Here is a 21352-nt window from a genome sequence, read left to right as displayed (position 1 = left end):
TGTGTGAAAGGTCTGACGGACGCTCAAGTATCGGAACGTCCGGGATACCGCTGCCGATGATGGCGATTTTCAGGGTTGATCCTTGATCGGCGGCTGGCTGCGCACCATGCGCATGCCGATCTCCAGTTTCACTCGGTCCGGCCGTTTGGAGAGCGGCCAGAGGGTGGCCATGAACGCTGCCGGGAAAGCGATCTCCAGCGGGCGGTCCTTGAGTTTTTCGAAGATGTGCCGCGCGGCTTTCTCCACCGGCCAGCTCAAGGGCATGGGGGAGTCGTTTTTCGCCGTCAGCGGCGTTTCGACAAACCCGGGGCTGATCACCGTGAGTTCTATGCCTTCCGGGGCCAGATCGATGCGCAGGGATTCGAACAGGTAACGAAGCCCGGCCTTCGAGGCGCCGTACGCTTCTGCCTTGGGCAACGGCAGGTAAGTCACCGTACTGGCCATGGCGACCATATGCGGTGCGATGCCGGCCCGCAGCAAAGGCAGGGCGGCGTCGATGCAATAGCTGCTGGCCAGCAGGTTGGTGCGCACCACATGCTCGACAATCGACGCATCGAACTGCTTGGCGTCCACGTACTCGCTGGTGCCGGCATTGAGTATCACGGTGTCCAGCGAGCCCCAGTCCTCGGCAATCTGCTCGCCGATCTCGCGTACGGTCTGGCTGTTGGTCAGGTCTCCGGCGACTACCAGCACTTGTCCCGGATAACGTAGCGACAAGTCTTTCAGTGGTGCCACGGTGCGCGAACTGACGGCCAGGTGCGCACCGGTTTTCAGGATTTCTTCGGCCAGGGCGGCACCGATGCCGCTGCTTGCACCGGTCAGCCAGTATCGTCGTGCGGGTGTACGACTCATCCCAATCTCCTTTTCAGCCAGTCAATTGCCCGGCCCAATGCGGGTAAATGTTCATAATGCAAAGCCCCGGCATCGAAGTCATCCCGGTGGCGGTAATTCATGACCCAACGGCGGCGTATTGCCGCGAGGGCAGGTTTTTGAATGCCGTCAACGCACGCGTACGGGAAGTACTCAGGTCGACGATCGGTGAGGGGTAATCCACAACACCGAAAAGGCCGCCGAGATTGGCGGGGTTGTGCACGTCTTTTTTATTCAGCTCGGCCAGTTCCGGCAGCCATTGCTTGATGAACATGCCTTCGGGGTCGAATTTTTCCGACTGGCTCAGCGGGTTGAAAATCCGGAAGTAAGGCGCCGAGTCGGTGCCGGTGGAGGAACTCCACTGCCAGCCACCATTGTTCGCCGCCAGGTCGCCATCAATCAGGTGACGCATGAAAAATCGTTCGCCTTCGCGCCAGTCGATCAGCAGGTTTTTGCTCAGGAACATCGCCACCACCATGCGCAGGCGGTTGTGCATCCAGCCGGTTGCCAGCAGTTGGCGCATGGCGGCGTCGATGATAGGTAAACCGGTACGCGCCTGTTGCCAGGCGGCCAGTTCTTCGGGGGCGTTGCGCCAGGCCAGCGCTTCGGTTTCCGGACGAAACGCGCGGTGCCGGGAAACCCGTGGGTAACCCACCAGGATGTGTTTGTAGAACTCGCGCCACAGCAGTTCGTTGATCCAGGTGACGGCGCCGGTCTTGCCGCTTTCGAATTCACCTTGATTGCTGTTCAAGGCAGCGTACAGGCATTGACGCGGAGAAATTACCCCGGCGGCCAGATAGGCCGAGAGCTGACTGGTGCCGGGCTTCGCCGGGAAATCCCGTTCGCTTTGATAGTGCTCGATCTGTGCATCGCTAAAGCTGTCGAGGCGATGCCGGGCTTCTGCTTCCCCCGCCGGCCACAGGTTGCGCAAGTTATCAGCGGGTGTTGCGAAGCCGTCGACACTCAAGGGGATCGCATCGCTGGCAATGTTCAGCGGCGCTTGTTTGTGCGGCGCGCGGACCAGGCTGGGCAGCGAGTGGTGCAGTCGCTCGTAGCAGACTTTGCGGAACTGGCTGAAGACCTGAAAGTAAGTGCCGGTCCGGGTCAGCACGCTCCCGGGCTTGAACAGCAATTGATCGAGGTAGCGGTGAGCTTCGATGCCTTCGGCCTGTAGCGTCCGGGCGACCACTGCATCACGGCAGGACTCATGGATGCCGTATTCATCGTTGAGGTGCAACGCGTCGATCTGCCACTGTCGGCACAAGTTCAGCAATACGCTTGGCGCGTCATCCCAGCGGGGAGCCTGGCGGATCAGCAGGGGAATGTTCAGTTGACCCAGTTCGCGGCTCAGTTCGCGCAGGTTACGCAGCCAGAAGTCCACTTTGCAGGGCGCATCGTCGTGTTCCAGCCATTGTTCCGGACTCAGCAGATACACCGCCACGCAGGGGCCGCGAGCCGCGGCGGCCGAGAGGGCGGTGTTGTCATGTAGACGCAAGTCGCTGCGCAGCCAGATCAATTGCATTTTGGTATCCACGCGTTTCATTTAAATCAGCCCGCGCTGAACGAGTGCCTGATGTGCCGACAACGGATTTTCGGCCAGGTACAAATCAGCGATCTCGGTAGTACTTGCGGACAACTCGGCGTGGTGGATGCATACCGTTGGTCCGGCAATCATTTTTGGGCAACTGATTCCTTTCAATAGTTTCGGCAGTTGTACCAGGTTCAGGGCTTTGCTGGAGTACAGCAGAACCCCTCGGGGTTGCAGCAGTTCGACTGCCAATGCCAATTCGCCGACAGGCAGCGGCCAGTCGAAGACCTCCACCGGGCAGTCCGCGCTGCTGATCAGCCAGGCCGTGAGCCACAGGTGCGGTTCCACGGGCAGGTCCGAGTGGTTGACCAGCAACAGCGGCGCGGTGCGCAACTGACGATTGTTATGGTAGATGCGCGCACCGAATTTGCTGCGTAGCCAGGCACAAAAAAAGCCCCGCTCCATCTGCGCCCCGAACTGGCCTTGCCAGCGTTGCTCCAGAGCGGCCAGCAAGGGCATCAGCAAGTGCTCGCACAGGGTTCGCGGCGGATACAACGCCATCGCCTGATTGACGCTGTCATCCAGGGCACGTTCCTGCAATCGGCTGACTGCCTGCAGCAACGTTTGCAGCAAGGCGTGCCAATCGTTGTCGACGAACTCGCTGAAGGTTTGCGGCGTGTCGAGCAATGGCTTGACCTGGCTGACGGCAACGCCACGGTTGAGCCAGGTGAGGATGGTCTGGATGCGTTGTACATGGTCGGCCGAGAACAACCGATGGCCCTTGGGTGTGCGTTGCGGCACGATCAGGCCGTAGCGCCGCTCCCAGGCGCGCAAGGTCACGGCATTGACCCCGGTTTGCCGCGCCACTTCACGGATCGGCAGCCAGCCTTCTTCCAGCGCCTTTTTAAAGTCATCGCCGAGGTCTTCGCGGGCGCTGGTGTCGAGTGCCTTTTTCATCAGATGGCGTTTCGCAGGCTGTGGTTTTCCGGGTGCGGTTGCAGGCAAACCTGCTGTGCGATGTACGGATCAGGGTGTTGGTTAAAGTGATGTTTGAGCAGCGTCAGCGGCACCACCAGCGGCACGATGCCCAGGCGGTACTGGCTGATCACGTGTTGCACTGCCTGCTTTTCTTCACGGCTGATGGCCTGTTTCAGGTAGCCACTGAGGTGTTGCAGGACGTTGGTGTGAGTGCGACGGGTGGCGCACTTTTTCAGCGCCGCCATCAGTTCGCTGAAATAGCGGGGCCCCAGTTCCTGCGGATCGGTATGGCCCATGTTGCCCAGCAGGTGGCCCAGGGTTTTGTATTGCACCGGGTTGTGGGCCATCAGCAGGTATTTGTAGCGCGAGTGAAAGTCGGTGAGCCCGCGCCGGGTCAGGCCTTCCTGGCACAGTTGCTGCCAGGCGTTGTAGGCGGACACGCGGGTGAGGAAGTTTTCCCGCAGCACCGGATCATTGAGCCCGCCATCTTCCTCCACCGGCAAGTCCGGGTGCAGCAGACAGGCGCTGATGGCGATTTTCGGTTTGGTGGGGGAGTGGAACATCGGAGCACCTCGAATCTGAACCTGTGCAGACGGTCGAGTTTGTACAGGATAACTTCATCATAGATTCGAAGTTGTACAAGTCAAATGTTATGTATAGGTTTTGTGGCGGGCTGCTGTCCATGGTGACAGCAGCGATTTGCTCGGGTTGATGCTCTTTACTGCAGGTGCTCATGCAAGCGGCGAGCGGCTTCCTGACCGCTGAGCCAGGCCCCTTCGACACGTCCGGACAGGCACCAGTCGCCACAGGCGTACAGCCCCAGGTCGGCATCGGCCAGGGTGCCCCATTCGTGACTGCTGGCGGGGCGGGCGTAGAGCCAGCGGTGGGCGAGGCTGAAGCTTGGTGCGGGCATGGAATCGTGCAGCAGTTCGGCGAAGGCGCCGTGCAACTGCTCGATCACCGCTTCCTTGGACAGGTCGATGTGCTGGCGACTCCAGGCGCTGGTGGCATGCAGGACCCAAGTGTCGAGGGTGTTGTCGCGTCCAGGTTTGCTGCGGTTGCGGGCCAGCCAGTCGAGGGGGCTGTCCTGTACGAAGCAGCCTTCCATGGGCGTTTCCAGCGGCGTTTCGAAGGCCAGCGCGACGGCCCAGGTGGGGTCCATTTTCACGCCGGCCGCGGCGCCGGCGAGTTTCGGCGCTGACGCCAGCAGAGCCGTGGCCTGTGGGGCCGGCGTGGCGATGACCACGTGGCTGAACGGTCCGTGGGTGAAGCCCTCGGCGTCCTGCAGGTGCCAGTGTTCTTCACCGCGATAGACCTCGGTGATCCGGCAGGCGAAATGCACTTCCAGGTCACCGAGCAGGGCGCGGGTGATGGCGCTCATGCGGGGCGTGCCGACCCAGCGGGTCTGCTCGTCCGGTGACAGGTTGAGCTGGCCGCCATGGTAGGTGTACAGCTGCGGCGTCCACTCGGCGACCCAGCCTTTGGCCTGCCAGCGCTGGACTTCCGTGACAAAGCGGCGGTCGCGGGCGGTGAAGTATTGCGTGCCCATGTCCAGGGCACCCGCATCGCTGCGCTTGCTCGACATGCGCCCGCCGCTGCCGCGACTTTTATCGAATAGTTGAACCACGTACCCGAGGTCCGTCAGGGCCTGGGCGGCGGAGAGTCCGGCGATGCCGGTGCCGATGATTGCGATAGGTACAGTCATAGGGGCCTCGTTTACCTTTCTGTACAGACTACGCCGGGGTTCAAACCTGTACAATATTGTTTTTTGGTATAACTTTTAGCGTTCTCGTTCTGACAGCTTGGCCTATTGTTAAACATAGAGCCTGCTCGATACCAAAGATCCCTGCTTATAAAAATAGACTAATGGACAAGGTAAAACGCCACGCGAGGAAGAAGTCATGCACATATTGCTGACCGGCGGTACTGGTTTGATAGGACGTCAGCTCTGCCGGCACTGGTCAGGGCAGGGCCATCGCCTGACAGTCTGGAGTCGCCAGCCTGAAAAAGTCGCGAAAATATGTGGTACCCAAGTGCGTGGAGTTGCCCGGCTGGAGGATCTGGGGCAGGAGCCGGTCGATGCGATCGTCAATCTGGCCGGAGCGCCGATTGCCGACCGGCCCTGGACACACAAGCGTAAAGCCTTGTTGTGGAGCAGCCGCATCACGCTGACTGAAACCCTGCTGGCGTGGCTTGAAAGTCGCGAGCAGAAACCATGGGTGATGATTTCCGGTTCGGCTGTCGGCTGGTATGGCGACGGTGGCGAGCGCGAACTGACCGAGGACTCGGGGCCGGTCAGCGAAGATTTCGCCAGCCAGTTATGTATCGCCTGGGAAGAGACTGCACAGCGGGCAGAAGCGCTGGGCATTCGCGTCATCCTCATTCGAACCGGGTTGGTGCTGTCGGCGGAGGGCGGCTTTTTGTCGCGGCTGTTGCTGCCCTTCAAATGGGGCCTGGGAGGGCCGATCGGCAACGGCCGGCAGTGGATGCCGTGGATTCACATCAACGATCAAATCGCCCTGATTGATTTTCTTCTGCATCGCAACGAGGCCAGCGGTCCCTATAATGCGTGCGCGCCCAAGCCTGTGCGCAACCGCGAGTTTGCCACGGCGCTGGGTGGCGTACTGCATCGCCCGACCTTCATGCCGATGCCGGCCTTCGTATTGAAGGTCGGGCTGGGCGAGTTGTCCTTGCTGTTGCTGGGCGGCCAGCGCGCCACTCCGGTGCGTTTGTTACAGGCTGGTTTCACTTTTAAGTTCACGGATTTGCGCGCGGCTCTGGACGATCTGTCCGGTCGCCTTTGAAATAGGACGTTGCATGACCGATCACGCGTTGCTTCTGGTCAATCTGGGTTCACCTGCCTCCACCTCGGTGGCGGATGTGCGCAGTTACCTCAATCAATTTCTGATGGACCCGTACGTGATCGACCTGCCATGGCCGGTTCGACGGCTGCTGGTGTCGCTGATTCTGATCAAGCGTCCCGAGCAGTCGGCCCATGCTTATGCCTCGATCTGGTGGGACGAGGGCTCGCCGCTGGTGGTGCTCAGCCGTCGCCTGCAACAAGCCATGACCCGTCAATGGCAGCATGGCCCGGTCGAACTGGCGATGCGCTACGGCGAGCCGTCGATTGAATCGACGCTGGTGCGCATGGCCGCCGGGGGGCACAAGCGAATCACCCTGGCGCCGCTGTATCCACAGTTCGCCGACAGCACCACGACTACGGTCATCGAAGAGGCCATACGCGTGGTGCGCGAGAAAAACCTCGACGTGCAACTGTCGGTGCTGCAACCGTTCTACGATCAACCGGAATACCTCGATGCGCTGGTGGCCACGACCCAACCCTATCTGGAGCAGGATTTCGATCACTTGCTGATGAGCTTTCACGGCTTGCCGGAACGGCATCTGAAGAAGCTCAACCCCGGTCACAGCTTCGAGGGTGGTGGTGATTGCTGCGCCGGCGCGCCGCCGGAGGTGGTCGCCACCTGTTATCGCGGCCAGTGCCTGCGTACGGCGGCAGAGTTTGCCAAACGCATGGGGTTGCCGGAGGGCAAGTGGTCGGTGTCGTTCCAGTCGCGTCTGGGGCGCGCCAAATGGATCGAACCCTACACCGAAGCGCGCCTGGATGAGTTGGCCAAAAGCGGCGTGAAAAAGGTTCTGGTGATGTGCCCGGCGTTCGTTGCCGATTGCATCGAGACCCTGGAAGAGATCGGTGATCGCGGCAAGGAGCAATTCCGCGAGGCGGGGGGCGAGGAGTTGGTGCTGGTGCCGTGCCTCAACGATGATCCGCATTGGGCGCGGGCGTTGAGTGTGTTGTGCGAGCGCGCGCCGTTGGCGCTTTAAAAGCTTCGCGAGCAGGCTCGCTCCCACAGGGAAATGCATTCCGAATTGTGGGAGCGAGCTTGCTCGCGATAGCTATCTTGCAGACTGCAAATATCTCAAGCTGTCAGATCAGCGGCTCATTCGCCTTCTTGTGCTTCCAGCTGTCATTGCCCGGCAGGATCAGGTTCAAGCCAATCGCCACCACCGCGCACAGCGCGATGCCCTTGAGGCCGAAGTCGTCCGGCCCGGTGCCGGTGCCGATCAGCACGCCGCCGATCCCGAACACCAGGGTCACCGACACAATCACCAGATTGCGCGCCTCGCCCAGATCGATCTTGTGGCGGATCAGCGTGTTCATCCCCACCGCCGCAATCGAACCGAACAGCAGGCACAGAATCCCGCCCATCACCGGCACCGGAATGCTTTGCAGCAGTGCGCCGAACTTGCCGATGAACGCCAGGCTGATGGCGAAGATCGCCGCCCAGGTCATGATTTTCGGGTTGTAGTTCTTGGTCAGCATGACCGCGCCGGTCACTTCGGCGTAGGTGGTGTTGGGCGGACCGCCGAACAGACCGGCCGCCGTGGTGGCAATACCATCGCCGAGCAGGGTGCGGTGCAGGCCGGGTTTCTTCAGGTAATCGCGACCGGTCACGCTACCCACGGCAATCACGCCGCCGATGTGTTCGATGGCCGGGGCCAAGGCCACCGGAACGATGAACAAAATCGCCTGCCAGTTGAACTCCGGCGCGGTGAAGTGCGGGATGGCGAACCACGGTGCCGCCGCTATCTTCGCCGTGTCGACCACGCCGAAGTAGAACGCCATGCCAAAGCCCACCAGCACGCCGGAGATGATCGGCACCAGGCGGAAGATGCCCTTGCCGAAAACCGCAACGATCAGTGTGGTCAGCAGCGCGGGCATCGAGATCAACATCGCCGTCTGGTAATGAATCAATTCACTGCCGTCGCCGGCCTTGCCCATGGCCATGTTGGCGGCAATCGGCGCCATGGCCAGGCCGATCGAAATGATCACCGGCCCGATCACCACCGGCGGCAGCAGGCGGTCGATGAACCCGGTGCCTTTGATCTTCACGGCCAGGCCGAGGAAGGTGTAGACGAAACCTGCCGCCATCACGCCGCCCATGGTCGCGGCCAGGCCGAACTGGCCCTTGGCGAGAATGATCGGGGTGATGAAGGCAAAGCTCGATGCCAGGAACACCGGCACCTGACGCCCGGTGACGATCTGGAACAGGATCGTCCCCAGGCCGGCCGTGAACAGCGCCACGTTCGGGTCGAGACCGGTAATCAGCGGCATCAACACCAGGGCGCCGAAGGCCACGAACAGCATCTGTGCACCCGACAGCACCGTGCGCCAGAGCGGATCGTTGAACTCTTGCTGCATGCTCACGCGTCCTTCTGCTTGGTGCCGAAGATCTTGTCACCGGCATCGCCAAGCCCAGGGATGATGTAGCCATGTTCGTTCAGTTTTTGATCAATGGATGCGGTGTAGATGATTACGTCCGGGTGAGCTTTCTCGACCACAGCGATGCCTTCTGGCGCGGCGACCAGCACCATGGCGCGGATGTCCTTGCAGCCGGCTTTTTTCAGCAGGTCGATGGTGGCAACCATCGAGCCGCCGGTGGCGAGCATCGGGTCGATGATCATGGCCAGGCGTTCGTCGATTTCCGGGACCAGTTTTTCCAGGTAGGTATGGGCTTCGAGGGTTTCCTCGTTGCGGGCCACGCCCACGGCGCTGACCTTGGCGCCCGGGATCAGGCTGAGCACGCCTTCGAGCATGCCTATGCCGGCACGCAGGATCGGCACCACGGTGATTTTCTTGCCGGCGATTTTCTCGACCGATACGGTGCCGCACCAGCCTTCGATATCGTAGGATTCCAGCGGCAGGTCTTTGGTGGCTTCATAGGTCAGCAGGGCGCCGACTTCCTGAGCGAGCTCACGGAAATTCTTGGTGCTGATGTCTGCGCGGCGCATAAGGCCAAGTTTATGACGGATCAGCGGGTGGCGGATCTCATGGATGGGCATGGGGAAAGGCTCCGGCGGCGGGCAAAAAAACCGGCCTAGATTAATCTATCCGAGGGTGTTGTCCTATAGACATACAGTACGTTAGTCCACAAACGCTTGATCTGGCCTCGCTGGATGCGTACCTTTGCCCGCTTTTCCTGAATCCGCCACCCCTTGGAGAGCGCCATGTCCGCTGATCTCGAGCATATCCGTCAAATCATGCGAGAGGCTGACTGCCTGTACACCGAAGCTGAAGTCGAGGCGGCCATCGCCCGCGTCGGTGCACAAATCAACGAACAAATGGCTGACAGCAACCCGGTGGTGTTCTGCGTGATGAACGGCGGGCTGATTTTCTCCGGCAAGCTGCTCACCTACCTGCACTTCCCACTGGAGGCGTCTTACCTGCACGCCACCCGTTATCGCAACGAAACCAGCGGCGGCGACCTGTTCTGGAAAGCCAAGCCGGAAGTTTCCTTCATCGACCGTGACGTGCTGATCATCGACGACATCCTCGACGAAGGTCACACCCTGGGCGCGATCATCGACTTCTGCAAACACGCTGGCGCACGTAAAGTGCATACTGCGGTGCTGATCGACAAAGACCACGACCGCAAGGCCCGTCCGGACCTGAAGGCCGATTTCGTCGGCCTGCCGTGCATCGATCGTTACATCTTCGGTTACGGCATGGACTACAAAGGCTACTGGCGTAACGCCAACGGGATTTTCGCCGTTAAAGGAATGTAAGACATGGATACGCCTCGCTTTCTGGATCAGACCTTGTTCGCCGAGCTGGCCGGGAAAGCCGCGGTCAATCCTCGTGGGCGCCAGCATCACAACTTCCATCAGATGAAAGACGCTTGCCATCGCATGGCGGTGGGGTTGCAGCCGTCCACGTATATCCCGCCTCACCGGCATTTGGGTGACAACAAGGCCGAAACCCTGTTGGTCCTCAAGGGGCGGCTGGGCGTGTTGATCTTTGATGAGGCCGGTGCGGTGCTGAGCAAGACTGTGCTTCAGACCGGTGGCGACTGTGTTGGCGTGGACCTGCCGACCGGTGTGTTCCACGGATTGGTGGTGTTGGAGGCCGACAGCCTGATGTTCGAATGCAAGGCCGGTCCTTACCGCCCGGTCGGTGAGGGTGAGCTGGCGCATTGGGCGCCGCGCGAAGGCGAGCCCGGTGTTGCCGAGTATCAGGCGTGGATGCGCGCGCAGTTCGACTGATTTTCAACCTGTGGGAGCGGGCTTGCTCGCGAAAGCGGTGTATCAGTTACAGTGATGTTGACTGACACTCCCTCTTCGCGAGCAAGTCGAATCGTCGCACCGCCGCTCCCACAGGGTTTCGTGTTCACAGACCCACCTCCGCGCGCCCATGCTAGAGTGCTCGGCCCCGATTCCGGAGCCTGTCATGAGCCCTTTTATCCGCAGCTGCGCCGTCCTGTTGCTGACCCTCAGCCTGCCCCTGGCCGCCGCGCCGGCACCCATGCACAGTCAATTCCTGCCGCCGGACGATCTCACTCTGCGCGATGCCGACCCCGAACAGCAGCAACTGATGCAAGTCACCGATTATTCGGTGGTGGTCGGTGCCCAGCGTCAATCCAATCAACAGCCGATTCCGGTCACTTCGCCGTTGATGATTCGGCTCAAGGGCAAATCACTGAACAAGGGCGCCACCATCAGTCAGGTGCTGGTCAACTTCGATGGTGAAAGCAAAAGCCTGAAGAAGCCGGTTTACGACGAGCCGAGCAAAACCCTGACCCTCTATTACCCGCTGACGCAATACCGGGTGGTGATCGACTTGTTGCGCAACGACACGGTGTATTGCCAGTTTCTCAGTTACGCCAATGGTCATGTCTGGGCCGATCTGCACACCGGCAGTACTCGTCCGCGTTGAGCCTTGAGCCCGCGCAGGGGTAAACTGCCCGCCCCGTGAAATGTCTGCGAGCTGGAGTCGGCAATGCGTAAAGATAAAAAACAAGTGATTGGTGACGAGATCGGCGATGAGCAGATCAAGTTGTTCCTCGATTTCGAACCGGTCGACGCGACTTCTCCGTCCCTGCACAAACTGATCAAGGCCTACCGTGGCCTGCGCATCGACGATTTCGCACGTTTCCTTACGTTCTTCGTCGAAGCGGGTTACGACGTGAATGGCAAGGATGAGCACGGCAATGACTTCATTGCCCTGATCAAAGATCAGCGCAACGCGCCGGATTACATCGAGCTGATCGAAAAAGCTCGCGGCTGAGTAAATTTCAGCCATAAAAAAACGCCCCGCTCTCAGTGAGAACGGGGCGTTTTTTATAAGGCCGAATCAAGCGTAGCTTTCGGTCTCGCTGCTGGCTTCAACCAGTTCCAGGGCAACGTTGTTCTGCGTGTTGATCTTGCGATACAGCGCAGCGTCGGTTTCCAGGACCTTTTCCCGGGCCGGGAAAATTTCCGCCAGTTTGGTGGCCCATTCGCCCTTGGTTTTGCTCGGGAAGCATTTTTCGATCAGCTCAAGCATGATCGAAACGGTCACCGAGGCACCTGGCGAAGCGCCGAGCAGTGCCGCCAGGGAACCATCCTTGGCCGCGACAAGTTCGGTACCGAATTGCAGGACGCCGCCTTTCTTCGGGTCTTTCTTGATGATCTGTACCCGTTGGCCGGCCACTTCCAGGCGCCAGTCTTCAGCTTTCGCCTCAGGGTAGAAGCGACGCAGGGACTCCAGGCGCTGCTCCATCGACTGCATCACTTCGCTGACCAGGTACTTGGTCAGGTCCATGTTGTTTTTTGCCACGGACAGCATCGGCCCGATGTTGCCGGCGCGAACCGACATCGGCAGGTCCATGAAGGAGCCGTGCTTGAGGAACTTGGTGGTGAAGCCGGCATAAGGTCCGAACAGCAGGGACTTCTTGCCTTCGACCACGCGGGTGTCCAGGTGCGGCACGGACATTGGCGGCGAACCTACGGCAGCCTGGCTGTAGACCTTGGCCTGGTGGTGCTTGACCACTTCCGGGTTGTCGCAACGCAGCCATTGGCCGCTGATCGGGAAGCCGCCGAAGCCTTTGCTCTCTTCGATGCCCGAAGCCTGCAGCAGCGGCAGTGCCGCGCCGCCAGCGCCGAGGAAGACGAACTTGGCGTCGACTTCACGGGTGTTGCCGCTGTTGACGTCCTTGATGCTGACGGTCCAGCCGCCGTTGCTGCGCTTGAGGCCGGTCACGCGCTTGCAGTACTTGACCTGGGCATCGGGTGCGCTGGTCAGGTGCTTGAGCAACTGGTTGGTCAGGGCACCGAAGTTGACGTCGGTGCCATTGATCACGCGGGTCGCGGCGAGGGTTTCGCCAGGATCGCGGCCAGGCATCATCAGCGGCATCCACTCGGCCATTTTGGCCTTGTCTTCGGTGTATTCCATGTCCGAAAAGGCGTGGTGCTTGCTCAGTACCTTGAAGCGCTCCTTGAGGAAGGAAACACCACTGTCACCTTGCACGAAGCTCAGGTGTGGCACCGGGCTGATAAACGATTTGCACGAGCCGAACGTGCCTTTCTTGGTCAGGTACGACCAGAACTGCTTCGACACCTCGAACTGGGTGTTGATGTGCACGGCTTTCTTGATGTCGACGGCGCCATCGGCGGCCTGCGGCGTGTAGTTGAGCTCACACAGCCCGGCGTGACCGGTACCGGCGTTGTTCCACGGGTTGGAACTCTCCGCGGCACCGGAATCCATCAGCTCGACGACTTCCAGCTTGATCGCGGGGTCGAGCTCTTTGAGCAGTACTGCAAGGGTGGCACTCATGATGCCGGCCCCAACCAGTACTACGTCGACTGCTTCGTTATGCGCCATTTAACGCGTCTCCAAAATCTGCAGCACCAAATTGTCGGCATGGCTGCCAGGAGTGACGGGGCGTGTCAGTGTTGCCCCAGGTACCCATGGCAGGATCGCCATGTCCGAATCTTCGCAATTTATCGCAACTTCGACGGACGCTACCTGCCGGGCCTATGAGCCATATGAACTCATTTCAGCGCGCGGGAGGCAATTCGACTTATGGTCGATACATCCGTTTGTGCAACCAAATCCGTAGCGGACAGGCTTCAGGCTCCGGTGTTCGAGGAATACTCGGTCCTGTGTCGTTGGGCTGTTGTAGACGCTAATGGTGCATATTCAGACGCAAAACTATTCATTTGCTCGCCACACTCTTGTGAAGTTGTGAAAACCCGTTTTTTTCACGCTCTTTTGAAGACGTGAACCTCAAAAAGGGCTGTCCCAGCCTGGCACCGTGCCCGGATGAAATTGCCGCCATGGGAAACAAGGCAGGCAAAACGGGCAGACAGCTCAGTGACCGAGCGTAATGACAGCTCTGCAGATTCGCGAAAAGTGGAGGTTTTGCTCAACAAAACAGCAAGCGCGCCAGCTTCACTCGATCTGTGTGGGCGGCTCTCTGTGGGCGGTGCGGGGTGTCAATACAAGCGCATTGACGATGCTGCGAGGCCCGATCAGGAGACGTCCTTATAATCGGGGGGAGATTGTATCTAAGAAACGCAGGGAAATGGTCGTGTTTAATGACTTTTATTAGGTGTTTGGTCAGGTCGTCATCAGTTGCTGTGCACGCGAGCGTGGCCGGTGCTGCTGCGAAACGACCCGGGCGCCGGCAGGCAGCGGTTGATTCAGCCAGTTCAGGCGGATCTCTTCGATTTCAACCCAGCCATCGCCCATGGGCTGGAGACTGCACTGCTTGAAGGCCTGGCAATGGCCGTTGCGGTCGAGCAGAGCGAAGCAGCGATGCAGTGGGCGTGGCGCGAACAGAGAGATCAGATGGCGCATGGTGAAGTACCGTGTGGGTGACTACTGAGAAGGTTGCCTGTAGGCCATTACGTGCAAGTGTATGGAGGGTGACATCTGTGTGACAGGAACCGCGTTGCCAGGGGGTTGTCAGAGATTTCATCAAACACTGTGAGGTGCTGGTTACCCGCAGTGGCGCACCGCTATACTGCCGGCCTGTTTGTGCCTGATTCTGGAGAGAAGAGCATGTTGCAACGCCTGTTGTTCGGTTTGATCACTGTGACCAGTTTGACCCTGGTTGGCTGCGCCCACAGCCCGCAACAACTGAGTCCGGAACCCAAGCTGACGGCTCAACTGGCGCCCGTCGGCCATGGTCAGCCTGTTGTGGTGCGTGTGGTGGACGGACGTCCGTCGCCAACCCTCGGCACCCGTGGTGGCCTGTACCCGGAGACCAGCGCGATTACCGTACAAGGCGCGCAGATCCTGCCGAAGCTGCAGGCCCAGGCCGAAGCTGCCGTGCGCCTGTTGGGCTTCACCCCGACCGCCAATGCGGCGAACGCACCGCAAATCACCGTGACCCTGGCCGAGCTGAAGTATCAGTCGCCTAAAGAAGGCATGTACGTGACCGAAGCGACCATCGGCGCGACGTTCCGCTCCGATGTACAGAACGCCAACCGTCGCTACAGCGGCCGTTATGGTGCGTCCCTGGATCAGCGCTTCGGTATGGCGCCGAACCAGGAAACCAACACCAAGCTGGTCAGCGATGTGCTCAGTGATGCGTTGACCCGCCTGTTCAAGGACCCGACCGTGGGTCAGGTTCTCGGCGAGTAATGCGAGCCCCTGTAGGAGCGAGCCTGCTCGCGATGGTCGTTAACGATTACGCGGGGAATCTGATACCCCGCGGCGTCTTCAAGTCCATCGCGAGCAGGCTCGCTCCCACAGGAGATCTGGGGTGTCAGGCGGCTTGCGAGTAAAAATCCAGCACGCTCACGCCCGTCAGCAAATCCGTCTCCGGTAAATCCGCATGCTGGTGGCCACCGAGTGCGCAATACACCAGCCAATGGCGGTCCTGAACATTGAAGGCGAGACTGCCGACGAGGGCTTGTTGTTCTTCGCTGGGGGTGATGAGGTAAAGACGATCCTGGTTTTCGGCGTGGAGCATGACGTGGTCCCTGTCGGTTTCGAGGCGCGTATGGTCGCCGATACAGATGACGAAGCCGTGACTCAGGACAGCCTTTGATCAAAAGCTTCGTTATTTGTCGGAAACAGAGGGCAGGCGCGCAGGCTTTCGGTAGAATCCGCGCCGCGGTCGCCGGCCCGGCACCTGCCACCTGATTTACCTGAGGTTTGTGATGTCGCTGCACTTGATGACGCTGTTTACCGCCCATCCCGCCAAATTGATCAATCTGCTGGCCTTGCTCTTTGCCTTCCCGGGCGGCTGGTTGCTGCACGCCACCCGTCGTCGTGAACTGCGCGCGATGGCCAGTTTGCAGGCGCAGCGCCAGAGCAGCCCCAACGCAGAGCCCACACTGGACTGGGCGACCTTGCGCATGAACCGGTTTTTCTACATCTTCGGCTTTGCCTGCATGGGGATGGCGCTGCTGGTGTCGTGGATCAGCACGCAAGTCTGAAGTCTCGCCACAGGTTATGTGGTGAACAGATACAAAAGCGGCGCCTCGAGGGCGCCGTTTTCACATCTGGCCGAAACCGCTTACAGCGGCAACCCTGCCTTCACGCGGTACTGATTGCGCACCGGCGTCGCATATTGCAGCACCAGGAATGGACGATGCTCTTCAGGGCAGGCATCCAGGCGGCGTTGCCATTCTTCCTGGGCCTTGGCCAGCTCGTCGGCCGGGAACACCTCGGCCGCTTTCGGCACCTGCAACTGCGGGTCGGCGTCCTTCCACTGTGCATAAGCCAGGTAGTGCACCGGGAACAAGCGGTATCCGCTGAGGATTTGCCTGTCCATCTCGACCGCCAATTGCTTGGTGTCGTCGAACAGTTCGGTGATCGGCGCGGCAAAGTTCACATGCACCCGGCCCTTGTAGCCGGTGATGCCCTTGGCGATGCTCACGTCATCCTCGCCCGGCACCTTGGTGTAGCTGCCGCTGGTGGCGCGGATGTAAAGCTCGCGGGCCTTGGCCTGATCGCACGGGTCGTACTCGTAGCTGATCGACACCGGGGTCAGGTTCAGCGACTGTATGACTTCGCCGAACGGCTCGTCCTTGCGGCTCATGTGGAACATCTTGAGGATCGCCGATTCGGTACGGTCGTCACCGTCCTTGGCGCGGCCTTCGGCCTGGGCGATCCAGATCGAGGCGCAATCGTTGCGGATCGAATGGTTGATGTACGCCGACAACAGTTGATAAGCCGCCATTTTTTCCCGGCGTCCGCTGATCGAGCGGTGCACGATGAAGCTCTTGTTCAGGCGCATCAGGTCGCTGACGAAAGGCTTTTGCAGCAGGTTGTCACCAATGGCGATGCGCGGTGTCGGCAGGCCGGCGTGGTACACGGCATAGTTGACGAAGGCCGGATCCATCACGATGTCGCGGTGGTTGGCGATGAACAGGTAGGCGCTGCCGGACTTGAATTGCTCCACCCCGGTATAGGTAACACCGTCGGTGGCGCGCTCGATGGTATGGTCGACGTAATGCTCGACTTTGTCCTGTAACGTGGCCACCGAGGTAATGCCGGCAAACTCACGGCGCAACCGATGGGCTATAAGAGGTTTGAGTGCCCAGCCTAAAGCGCCGGCGAAGCGCGGGAAGCGGAAGTGGGTGAGGATATCTAGAAACGCCTTGTCGCCGAGCAGTCGTGCCAGCACTGCGGGGACTTCACTGTCGTCGTAAGGTCGGATGGCATCGAATTCGCCCATCATGCTCTCTTGTTAGAAACGGCTAGGGTAAGTAAAGGTTTTGATTGAAAACCGGCGGGGTACGGTCTGAAAAAGTAGCCAGACAAAAATAGCCCTGCAAATAGACCGGCGATTATACGCACAAGTCACCTGGGAGACCGCGATGCTGGAAACTGCGCAATATGAATGTCCGTATTGTGGTGAGGAAGTCGAGACGACGCTGGATTTGTCCGGTGGCGATCAGACCTATATTGAAGACTGTCAGGTGTGCTGCCGGCCGATAACCTTCGTGTTGCAGGTTCATGAAGAGGAATGGCATCTCGAAGTGTTCAGCGAAAACGAGTGAGGAGCGTGTATGCAGCGCATCTACGATCCGGAAAACCTGATGGAAGGCGAGTTGCTGCAAGGCATGCTCGCCAGCGAGGGCATCGAGGCGCATCTGGTGGGACGCGATCTGGTGGGAGCCACCGGTGAGTTGCCGATTTTCGGTTTGCTGGGTTTGGCAGTGGATAACGACCAGGCCGAATACGCCCGCGAGCTGATCACCGCGTACAATGCCGCGCTGCCGCTGTCCGGCGATGAACCGGACAGCTTTCCCGGCACGCTGGTCTGTTAGGCTGGCGTTCGTTTGATCAAGAGCCGTGTTGCCCCATGTGTGGACGTTATGCCCTGTTTCGCTGGAACCCCGCCTTCGCGGCGCTGCCCGGTTTTCCTGCCGACCAGCAGGCGCAGTGGAACATTTCCCCCAATGATTCGGTGTTGATGCTGCGGGCCGAACCTGACGGCCAGCGCACACTGGCCCGCGCCCGCTGGGGCCTGACGCCACCCTGGCTGACCGATCTGTCCCGCACCCCGGCCCACGCCCGCGCCGAAACCGTTGCCGAACAACCGATGTTCCGCCAGGCCTTGCGCGAGCGCCGTTGCCTGTTGCCGGCCAATGGTTTCTACGAATGGCGCGGCACGACGCGCAAGCGCCCGTACTGGCTGACACCGGGGGAGGGCTCGTCATTATTTTTTGCGGCGATCTGGGAGGCGTATCCGGTACAGGAGCAGGTGTGGCTGAGTACCGCCGTGATTACCCAACCGGCGGCAAGCCAGCGGCGGCCGTTGATTCTTGATGAGGCGGGGCAGGCCGCGTGGCTGGATCCCGAAACGCCATTGCACGTTTTGCAAGCATTGCTGGCCAGTGAGCCTGCCGCATTGCGCGAGCGGGTCCTGGCCAACATGGTGAATGATCCGAAGCTCAATGGGCCGGAGTGTTTGACCCCGGGTTAATTCGGCGCCAGTTCTGGCCCCTTCGCGAGCAGGCTCGCTCCCACATTGGATCTGTGGTGTACACAAATCCCCTGTGGGAGCGAGCCTGCTCGCGATAAGGTTAAACCCTGAACTGATTGATCAATCGCCGCTGCTGTTCCGCCAACTTGGTCAAGTCCGCACTGGCCGCACTCGACTCATCCGCACCACCGGCCACTTCATTGGTCACCTGATCGATCTCGGCCATCTGCTTGAGTGGGCGGGCATGAGCGCGGGCAGTTGAAATGACTGTTTTTGCGTGCCTGATGTCGTAATTGAATCAATGCGCGGTGTGATGGGCAGCGGGTTGTCGCCGTATGTGAATTTTTTCTACGGCGATGAGAGCTTTGTCCGAATTGTGCGTCTTACGTCCATTGTATCTGGCGTCGTTACATTTCCACGCCTAGGATACGCGGCATGTTTTCAGGGAGTTTTTTGATGAACAAGATTTTGGTTGTCAGTGCACTGGGCGCAGTGCTGCTCAGTGGTTGTCAGTCGGTCAATACCACCAGTGGCGGTGCCGTGGGTGTGGAGCGCAAGCAGTACATGTTCAGCATGTTGTCGGCGCAAGAGGTCGACCAGATGTACGCCCAGTCCTATCAGAAGACAGTGGGCGAGGCGTCCAGCAAAGGTGTGCTGGACAAGACCAGCAATGAAGCCCGGCGGGTTCAGGCGATTGCCGACCGGCTGATTGCCCAGGCGCCGAACTTCCGTCCGGACGCGGCCCAGTGGAAGTGGGAAGTCAACCTGATCAAGAGCGATGAGCTCAACGCCAACTGCGGCCCTGGCGGCAAGATCATCTTTTACACCGGGCTGATCGACAGCCTGAAGCTGACCGACGATGAAATCGCCGCGATCATGGGTCATGAAATCGCCCACGCCCTGCGCGAGCACGGTCGTGAAGCGATGTCCAAGGCTTACGGCATCGAAATGGCCAAGCAGGGCGCCGGTGCTTTGCTCGGATTGGGGCAGGACAGCATGGCCCTGGCCGATACCGTGGCCAACTACGGCATGACCTTGCCCAACAGCCGCGCCAATGAAAACGAGGCGGACCTGATCGGCCTGGAACTGGCCGCCCGCGCCGGTTACAACCCGAATGCCGCGATCACCTTGTGGAACAAGATGAGCAAGGCTTCGGAAGGTTCGCCACCTGAGTTCATGAGCACTCACCCGGCGTCGTCGAGCCGTATTGCGGCGTTGCAGGCAGCGATTCCGAAGGTCATGCCTTTGTATGAGCAGGCCAGGAAGTCCTGATAGTCATGTGCTGAGGCTACTGGCCTCTTCGCGAGCAAGCCCGCTCCCACATTGGTTTTGTGCTCGACGCCGAACCTGTGGGAGCGAGCTTGCTCGCGATGAACGATAACTTGGTCTGTCGACCTAAACCGTCAAATCCACCCGCTGCTCTGCATCGCCTTGTACACCGCGACAATCGCCAGGACGAAGAACGCCGACGCCGCCAGTCGACGGATCAGGGTCAATGGCAATTTGTCCGCGGCAAAGTTACCGGCCAATACCACGGGCACGTTGGCAATCAGCATGCCGAGGGTGGTGCCGATAATCACCAGCCACAGCTCCGGATACTGCGCAGCCAGCATCACGGTAGCGATCTGCGTCTTGTCGCCGATTTCCGCCAGGAAGAACGCGATCAACGTGGTCAGGAACGGCCCGAACTTGCGGGCGGTGCTGGCCTCGTCGTCATCCATCTTGTCCGGGACCAGGGTCCACAGCGCCGTGGCGGCGAAGCTCGCGGCGAGGATCCAGTGCAGCATCGTATCCGAGAAGAAACTCCCGACCCAGGCGCCTACCGCACCGGCGGCCGCGTGGTTGGCCAGGGTCGCGGCGACGATACCGGCGATGATCGGCCAGGGCTTACGGAAACGGGCAGCGAGAATGAGCGCGAGCAGTTGCGTCTTGTCGCCGATTTCGGCCAAGGCAACGATTGCGGTAGGTACGAGTAGTGAATCCAGCATCAGGGGTTTTCCTAAGGGGCGGGTCGACACGGCTATGACACGTACAGCCTTCCCGCCCCGGGTAAGGTGTTCGTGTCATAGGTCTTGTCAAACCCTGCGATCCATCTGATGTGGATGCTTGGGTCGCATGCGCCATGGTCTGAGGACCAAGTATGTTGACGCATGCCGGACGAGCGTGGCGCTCGTGGGAGACTACTCCCCTAGGACGGGGCGGATTCTGCCTAGGCAAAACCCATTCGGCAAGCCTTCTTTTTCAAAAGAAGTTCAACCGCGTTTGGCCCGGTAGATTCGGAAACCCTGTCCTTCGGCCTTGATCGCACACACGCCAAGGTGCTCTTCGATCAGCGGTTGATACTTCAGGAAGCTGTTCGCTACCAAGCGAAGTTCGCCACCGTTTTTCAGATGTTTTGCCGCTTTTCGCAGCAAGTTCTCCGTTGCGAAATAGTCGGTGTGCACACCGACATGGAACGGCGGATTGCTCAGGATCGCACTCAAGCCCATTGGCGCGGCATCGATGCCGTCACCGGTAATCACCTCGGCTTCCAGTCCATTGGCCGCCAGGGTCAGACGACTGCTGGCAGCGGCAAAGGCATCCACATCCAGCAACGTGACCTGGTTGTGCGGGTAACGACGTTTCACTGCCGCCCCCAGAACCCCTGCACCGCAACCGAAATCGAGCAAGTGACCGCTAGGCAGTTTGTCCAGATGCTCCAGCAGCAGCGCACTGCCGCGATCCAGGCGACCATGGCTGAACACCCCCGGCAGGCTGATGACCTTCAACGGGCCTTCGGCCAGCGGCAGTTCGTAGGTCTGCGCCAGGCTTTCCAGCGGTTTGGCTTCAGGCGCGTTGGCCACGGTGACCAGCCAGAGCTGGCAGTGCCGCGCGCTGTCGAGTTTGCGTGGCTTGCCGAAGGGGTTGAGTTGTTTGGCGGCACCTTCGATGCCGCTTTTTTTCTCGCCGACCAGGTACAGCTCGCGGCCGGCCAGCCGCGAGGCGAGGGCGTTGAGGATGTAGTCGGTCAGGTCCTTGGCCTTGGGCAGAAAGACCACCGCTGTATCGAACTCGCGCTCGGGCGCATTCACGCCAAAATGGCTGCGCTCGGCGAAGCGGGCGTCCAGCGCGGCCTGATCGCCGGCGTGCCAGCACCAGCCATGAGCTTCGGGCAAGCGGCCCAGCAAGTCGTCGGCGGGCAAACCGGCCAACAACACCGAACCCTGGAATAACTCGGCCTGACGAAGCAGTACTTCACTGCGCGGATCCATAACTG

The 21352-nt window shown here is 60.1% G+C and carries 24 protein-coding genes, 4 pseudogenes and 1 riboswitch; of the genes and pseudogenes, 13 read left to right on the top strand and 15 right to left on the bottom strand.

Features of this window, described 5'->3' with window-relative positions; genetic code table 11:
* Positions 1–69: 69 nt before the first annotated feature.
* The 6 genes and pseudogenes from WHX55_RS26245 to WHX55_RS26220 all read right to left on the bottom strand — a co-directional run bounded on the left by WHX55_RS26245 (position 70) and on the right by WHX55_RS26220 (position 5081).
* Positions 70–852 carry an SDR family NAD(P)-dependent oxidoreductase gene (locus WHX55_RS26245; RefSeq protein ID WP_151213810.1) on the bottom strand — a complete coding sequence of 261 codons (783 nt, stop codon included), beginning with the start codon at positions 850–852 and terminating at the stop codon, positions 70–72.
* Positions 849–947 (bottom strand): annotated as a pseudogene (locus WHX55_RS26240) (nuclear transport factor 2 family protein); the annotation flags it as partial. The pseudogene WHX55_RS26240 and the gene WHX55_RS26245, both read right to left, overlap by 4 nt.
* 2 nt (positions 948–949) lie before the next feature.
* Complete coding sequence (gene phrB, locus WHX55_RS26235; RefSeq protein WP_353741575.1) at positions 950–2392, bottom strand: deoxyribodipyrimidine photo-lyase; 1443 nt, start codon at positions 2390–2392, stop codon at positions 950–952.
* Positions 2393–2413: 21 nt separating this feature from the next.
* A complete protein-coding gene (locus tag WHX55_RS26230; RefSeq protein ID WP_353741574.1) occupies positions 2414–3355 on the bottom strand; it encodes a MerR family transcriptional regulator in 942 nt (313 codons plus the stop codon).
* Positions 3355–3891, bottom strand: a pseudogene (locus WHX55_RS26225) (DUF1722 domain-containing protein); the annotation flags it as partial. The gene WHX55_RS26230 and the pseudogene WHX55_RS26225, both read right to left, overlap by 1 nt.
* Before the next feature lie 203 nt (positions 3892–4094).
* On the bottom strand, positions 4095–5081 hold the full coding sequence (locus WHX55_RS26220) for an NAD(P)/FAD-dependent oxidoreductase (protein WP_150728004.1): 987 nt from the start codon (positions 5079–5081) through the stop codon (positions 4095–4097).
* 196 nt (positions 5082–5277) lie between these two features.
* On the opposite strand from WHX55_RS26220, the gene WHX55_RS26215 reads away from it, so the two are divergent.
* On the top strand, positions 5278–6180 hold the full coding sequence (locus tag WHX55_RS26215) for a TIGR01777 family oxidoreductase (protein ID WP_150756367.1): 903 nt from the start codon (positions 5278–5280) through the stop codon (positions 6178–6180).
* A 13-nt stretch (positions 6181–6193) separates the two neighbouring features.
* Positions 6194–7216, top strand: a complete 1023-nt coding sequence (hemH, locus tag WHX55_RS26210; protein ID WP_151213815.1) for a ferrochelatase — start codon at positions 6194–6196, stop codon at positions 7214–7216.
* A gap of 103 nt (positions 7217–7319) precedes the next feature.
* On the opposite strand, the gene WHX55_RS26205 is transcribed toward hemH, so the two are convergent.
* Both WHX55_RS26205 and upp read right to left on the bottom strand, forming a co-directional pair.
* Positions 7320–8594 (bottom strand): uracil-xanthine permease family protein, encoded by a 1275-nt coding sequence (locus tag WHX55_RS26205; RefSeq protein ID WP_150728001.1) that lies wholly within the window; start codon positions 8592–8594, stop codon positions 7320–7322.
* Positions 8595–8596: 2 nt separating this feature from the next.
* A complete protein-coding gene (gene upp, locus WHX55_RS26200) occupies positions 8597–9235 on the bottom strand; it encodes a uracil phosphoribosyltransferase (protein ID WP_102671705.1) in 639 nt (212 codons plus the stop codon).
* 165 nt (positions 9236–9400) lie between these two features.
* Here upp and WHX55_RS26195 point away from each other — a divergent pair, with 165 nt between their 5' ends.
* The 4 genes from WHX55_RS26195 (at position 9401) to WHX55_RS26180 (ending at position 11456) form a co-directional block, all read left to right on the top strand.
* Positions 9401–9958 carry a hypoxanthine-guanine phosphoribosyltransferase gene (locus tag WHX55_RS26195; protein ID WP_150728000.1) on the top strand — a complete coding sequence of 186 codons (558 nt, stop codon included), beginning with the start codon at positions 9401–9403 and terminating at the stop codon, positions 9956–9958.
* Positions 9959–9961: 3 nt separating this feature from the next.
* A complete protein-coding gene (locus WHX55_RS26190; protein WP_151213816.1) occupies positions 9962–10435 on the top strand; it encodes a WbuC family cupin fold metalloprotein in 474 nt (157 codons plus the stop codon).
* Between the two features lie 184 nt (positions 10436–10619).
* Entirely contained in the window at positions 10620–11105 is a 486-nt protein-coding gene (locus WHX55_RS26185) for a hypothetical protein (RefSeq protein ID WP_150759007.1), read from the top strand.
* Positions 11106–11168: 63 nt separating this feature from the next.
* Positions 11169–11456 (top strand): PA4642 family protein, encoded by a 288-nt coding sequence (locus tag WHX55_RS26180; RefSeq protein ID WP_353741573.1) that lies wholly within the window; start codon positions 11169–11171, stop codon positions 11454–11456.
* 66 nt (positions 11457–11522) lie between these two features.
* Here WHX55_RS26180 and mqo read toward each other — a convergent pair whose 3' ends face one another.
* Both mqo and WHX55_RS26170 read right to left on the bottom strand, forming a co-directional pair.
* Positions 11523–13031 carry a malate dehydrogenase (quinone) gene (gene mqo, locus WHX55_RS26175; protein WP_150727996.1) on the bottom strand — a complete coding sequence of 503 codons (1509 nt, stop codon included), beginning with the start codon at positions 13029–13031 and terminating at the stop codon, positions 11523–11525.
* A gap of 738 nt (positions 13032–13769) precedes the next feature.
* Positions 13770–14009: a hypothetical protein gene (locus WHX55_RS26170; RefSeq protein ID WP_150756219.1), complete on the bottom strand. Its 240-nt coding sequence runs from the start codon at positions 14007–14009 to the stop codon at positions 13770–13772.
* 204 nt (positions 14010–14213) lie between these two features.
* Between WHX55_RS26170 and WHX55_RS26165 the strand changes: the two genes are divergently transcribed.
* Positions 14214–14798, top strand: a complete 585-nt coding sequence (locus WHX55_RS26165; protein WP_057713333.1) for a YajG family lipoprotein — start codon at positions 14214–14216, stop codon at positions 14796–14798.
* Positions 14798–14908, top strand: a pseudogene (locus tag WHX55_RS26160) (outer membrane lipoprotein carrier protein LolA); the annotation flags it as partial. The gene WHX55_RS26165 and the pseudogene WHX55_RS26160, both read left to right, overlap by 1 nt.
* A 14-nt stretch (positions 14909–14922) precedes the next feature.
* Here the strand turns inward: WHX55_RS26160 and WHX55_RS26155 are convergent.
* Entirely contained in the window at positions 14923–15129 is a 207-nt protein-coding gene (locus WHX55_RS26155) for a hypothetical protein (RefSeq protein WP_085724026.1), read from the bottom strand.
* Between the two features lie 190 nt (positions 15130–15319).
* On the opposite strand from WHX55_RS26155, the gene WHX55_RS26150 reads away from it, so the two are divergent.
* Positions 15320–15598, top strand: coding sequence for a hypothetical protein (locus WHX55_RS26150; RefSeq protein ID WP_056726254.1), 279 nt, complete (start codon positions 15320–15322; stop codon positions 15596–15598).
* An 80-nt stretch (positions 15599–15678) separates the two neighbouring features.
* Here WHX55_RS26150 and WHX55_RS26145 read toward each other — a convergent pair whose 3' ends face one another.
* Positions 15679–16845: a 1-acyl-sn-glycerol-3-phosphate acyltransferase gene (locus tag WHX55_RS26145; RefSeq protein WP_150727993.1), complete on the bottom strand. Its 1167-nt coding sequence runs from the start codon at positions 16843–16845 to the stop codon at positions 15679–15681.
* Positions 16846–16984: 139 nt separating this feature from the next.
* Here WHX55_RS26145 and WHX55_RS26140 point away from each other — a divergent pair, with 139 nt between their 5' ends.
* From WHX55_RS26140 to WHX55_RS26130, 3 genes are read left to right on the top strand one after another with little or no spacing between them, the layout of a single operon-like run.
* Positions 16985–17167 carry a CPXCG motif-containing cysteine-rich protein gene (locus WHX55_RS26140; RefSeq protein WP_053159662.1) on the top strand — a complete coding sequence of 61 codons (183 nt, stop codon included), beginning with the start codon at positions 16985–16987 and terminating at the stop codon, positions 17165–17167.
* Between the two features lie 9 nt (positions 17168–17176).
* Positions 17177–17437: a DUF2007 domain-containing protein gene (locus WHX55_RS26135; protein WP_057713336.1), complete on the top strand. Its 261-nt coding sequence runs from the start codon at positions 17177–17179 to the stop codon at positions 17435–17437.
* Positions 17438–17472: 35 nt separating this feature from the next.
* Positions 17473–18096, top strand: coding sequence for an SOS response-associated peptidase (locus WHX55_RS26130; RefSeq protein ID WP_150756218.1), 624 nt, complete (start codon positions 17473–17475; stop codon positions 18094–18096).
* A gap of 100 nt (positions 18097–18196) precedes the next feature.
* Here WHX55_RS26130 and WHX55_RS26125 read toward each other — a convergent pair.
* A pseudogene (locus WHX55_RS26125) lies at positions 18197–18313 on the bottom strand (hypothetical protein); the annotation flags it as partial.
* 239 nt (positions 18314–18552) lie between these two features.
* Between WHX55_RS26125 and WHX55_RS26120 the strand changes: the two are divergent.
* The gene (locus WHX55_RS26120) at positions 18553–19368 is read left to right on the top strand and encodes a M48 family metallopeptidase (protein ID WP_353741572.1); all 816 of its coding nucleotides are present in this window, start codon (positions 18553–18555) and stop codon (positions 19366–19368) included.
* 131 nt (positions 19369–19499) lie between these two features.
* On the opposite strand, the gene WHX55_RS26115 is transcribed toward WHX55_RS26120, so the two are convergent.
* Complete coding sequence (locus WHX55_RS26115; RefSeq protein WP_150756216.1) at positions 19500–20084, bottom strand: TMEM165/GDT1 family protein; 585 nt, start codon at positions 20082–20084, stop codon at positions 19500–19502.
* Between the two features lie 90 nt (positions 20085–20174).
* Positions 20175–20297, bottom strand: a riboswitch (yybP-ykoY riboswitch).
* Between the two features lie 51 nt (positions 20298–20348).
* Positions 20349–21347 (bottom strand): class I SAM-dependent methyltransferase, encoded by a 999-nt coding sequence (locus WHX55_RS26110; RefSeq protein ID WP_008045980.1) that lies wholly within the window; start codon positions 21345–21347, stop codon positions 20349–20351.
* Positions 21348–21352: the final 5 nt, after the last annotated feature.

This window comes from Pseudomonas fluorescens, from assembly GCF_040448305.1.
Classification (GTDB): domain Bacteria; phylum Pseudomonadota; class Gammaproteobacteria; order Pseudomonadales; family Pseudomonadaceae; genus Aquipseudomonas; species Aquipseudomonas fluorescens_BH.
The sequence above is the reverse complement of the archived record's forward strand: the minus strand, read 5'-3'. Positions and strand labels throughout refer to the sequence as shown.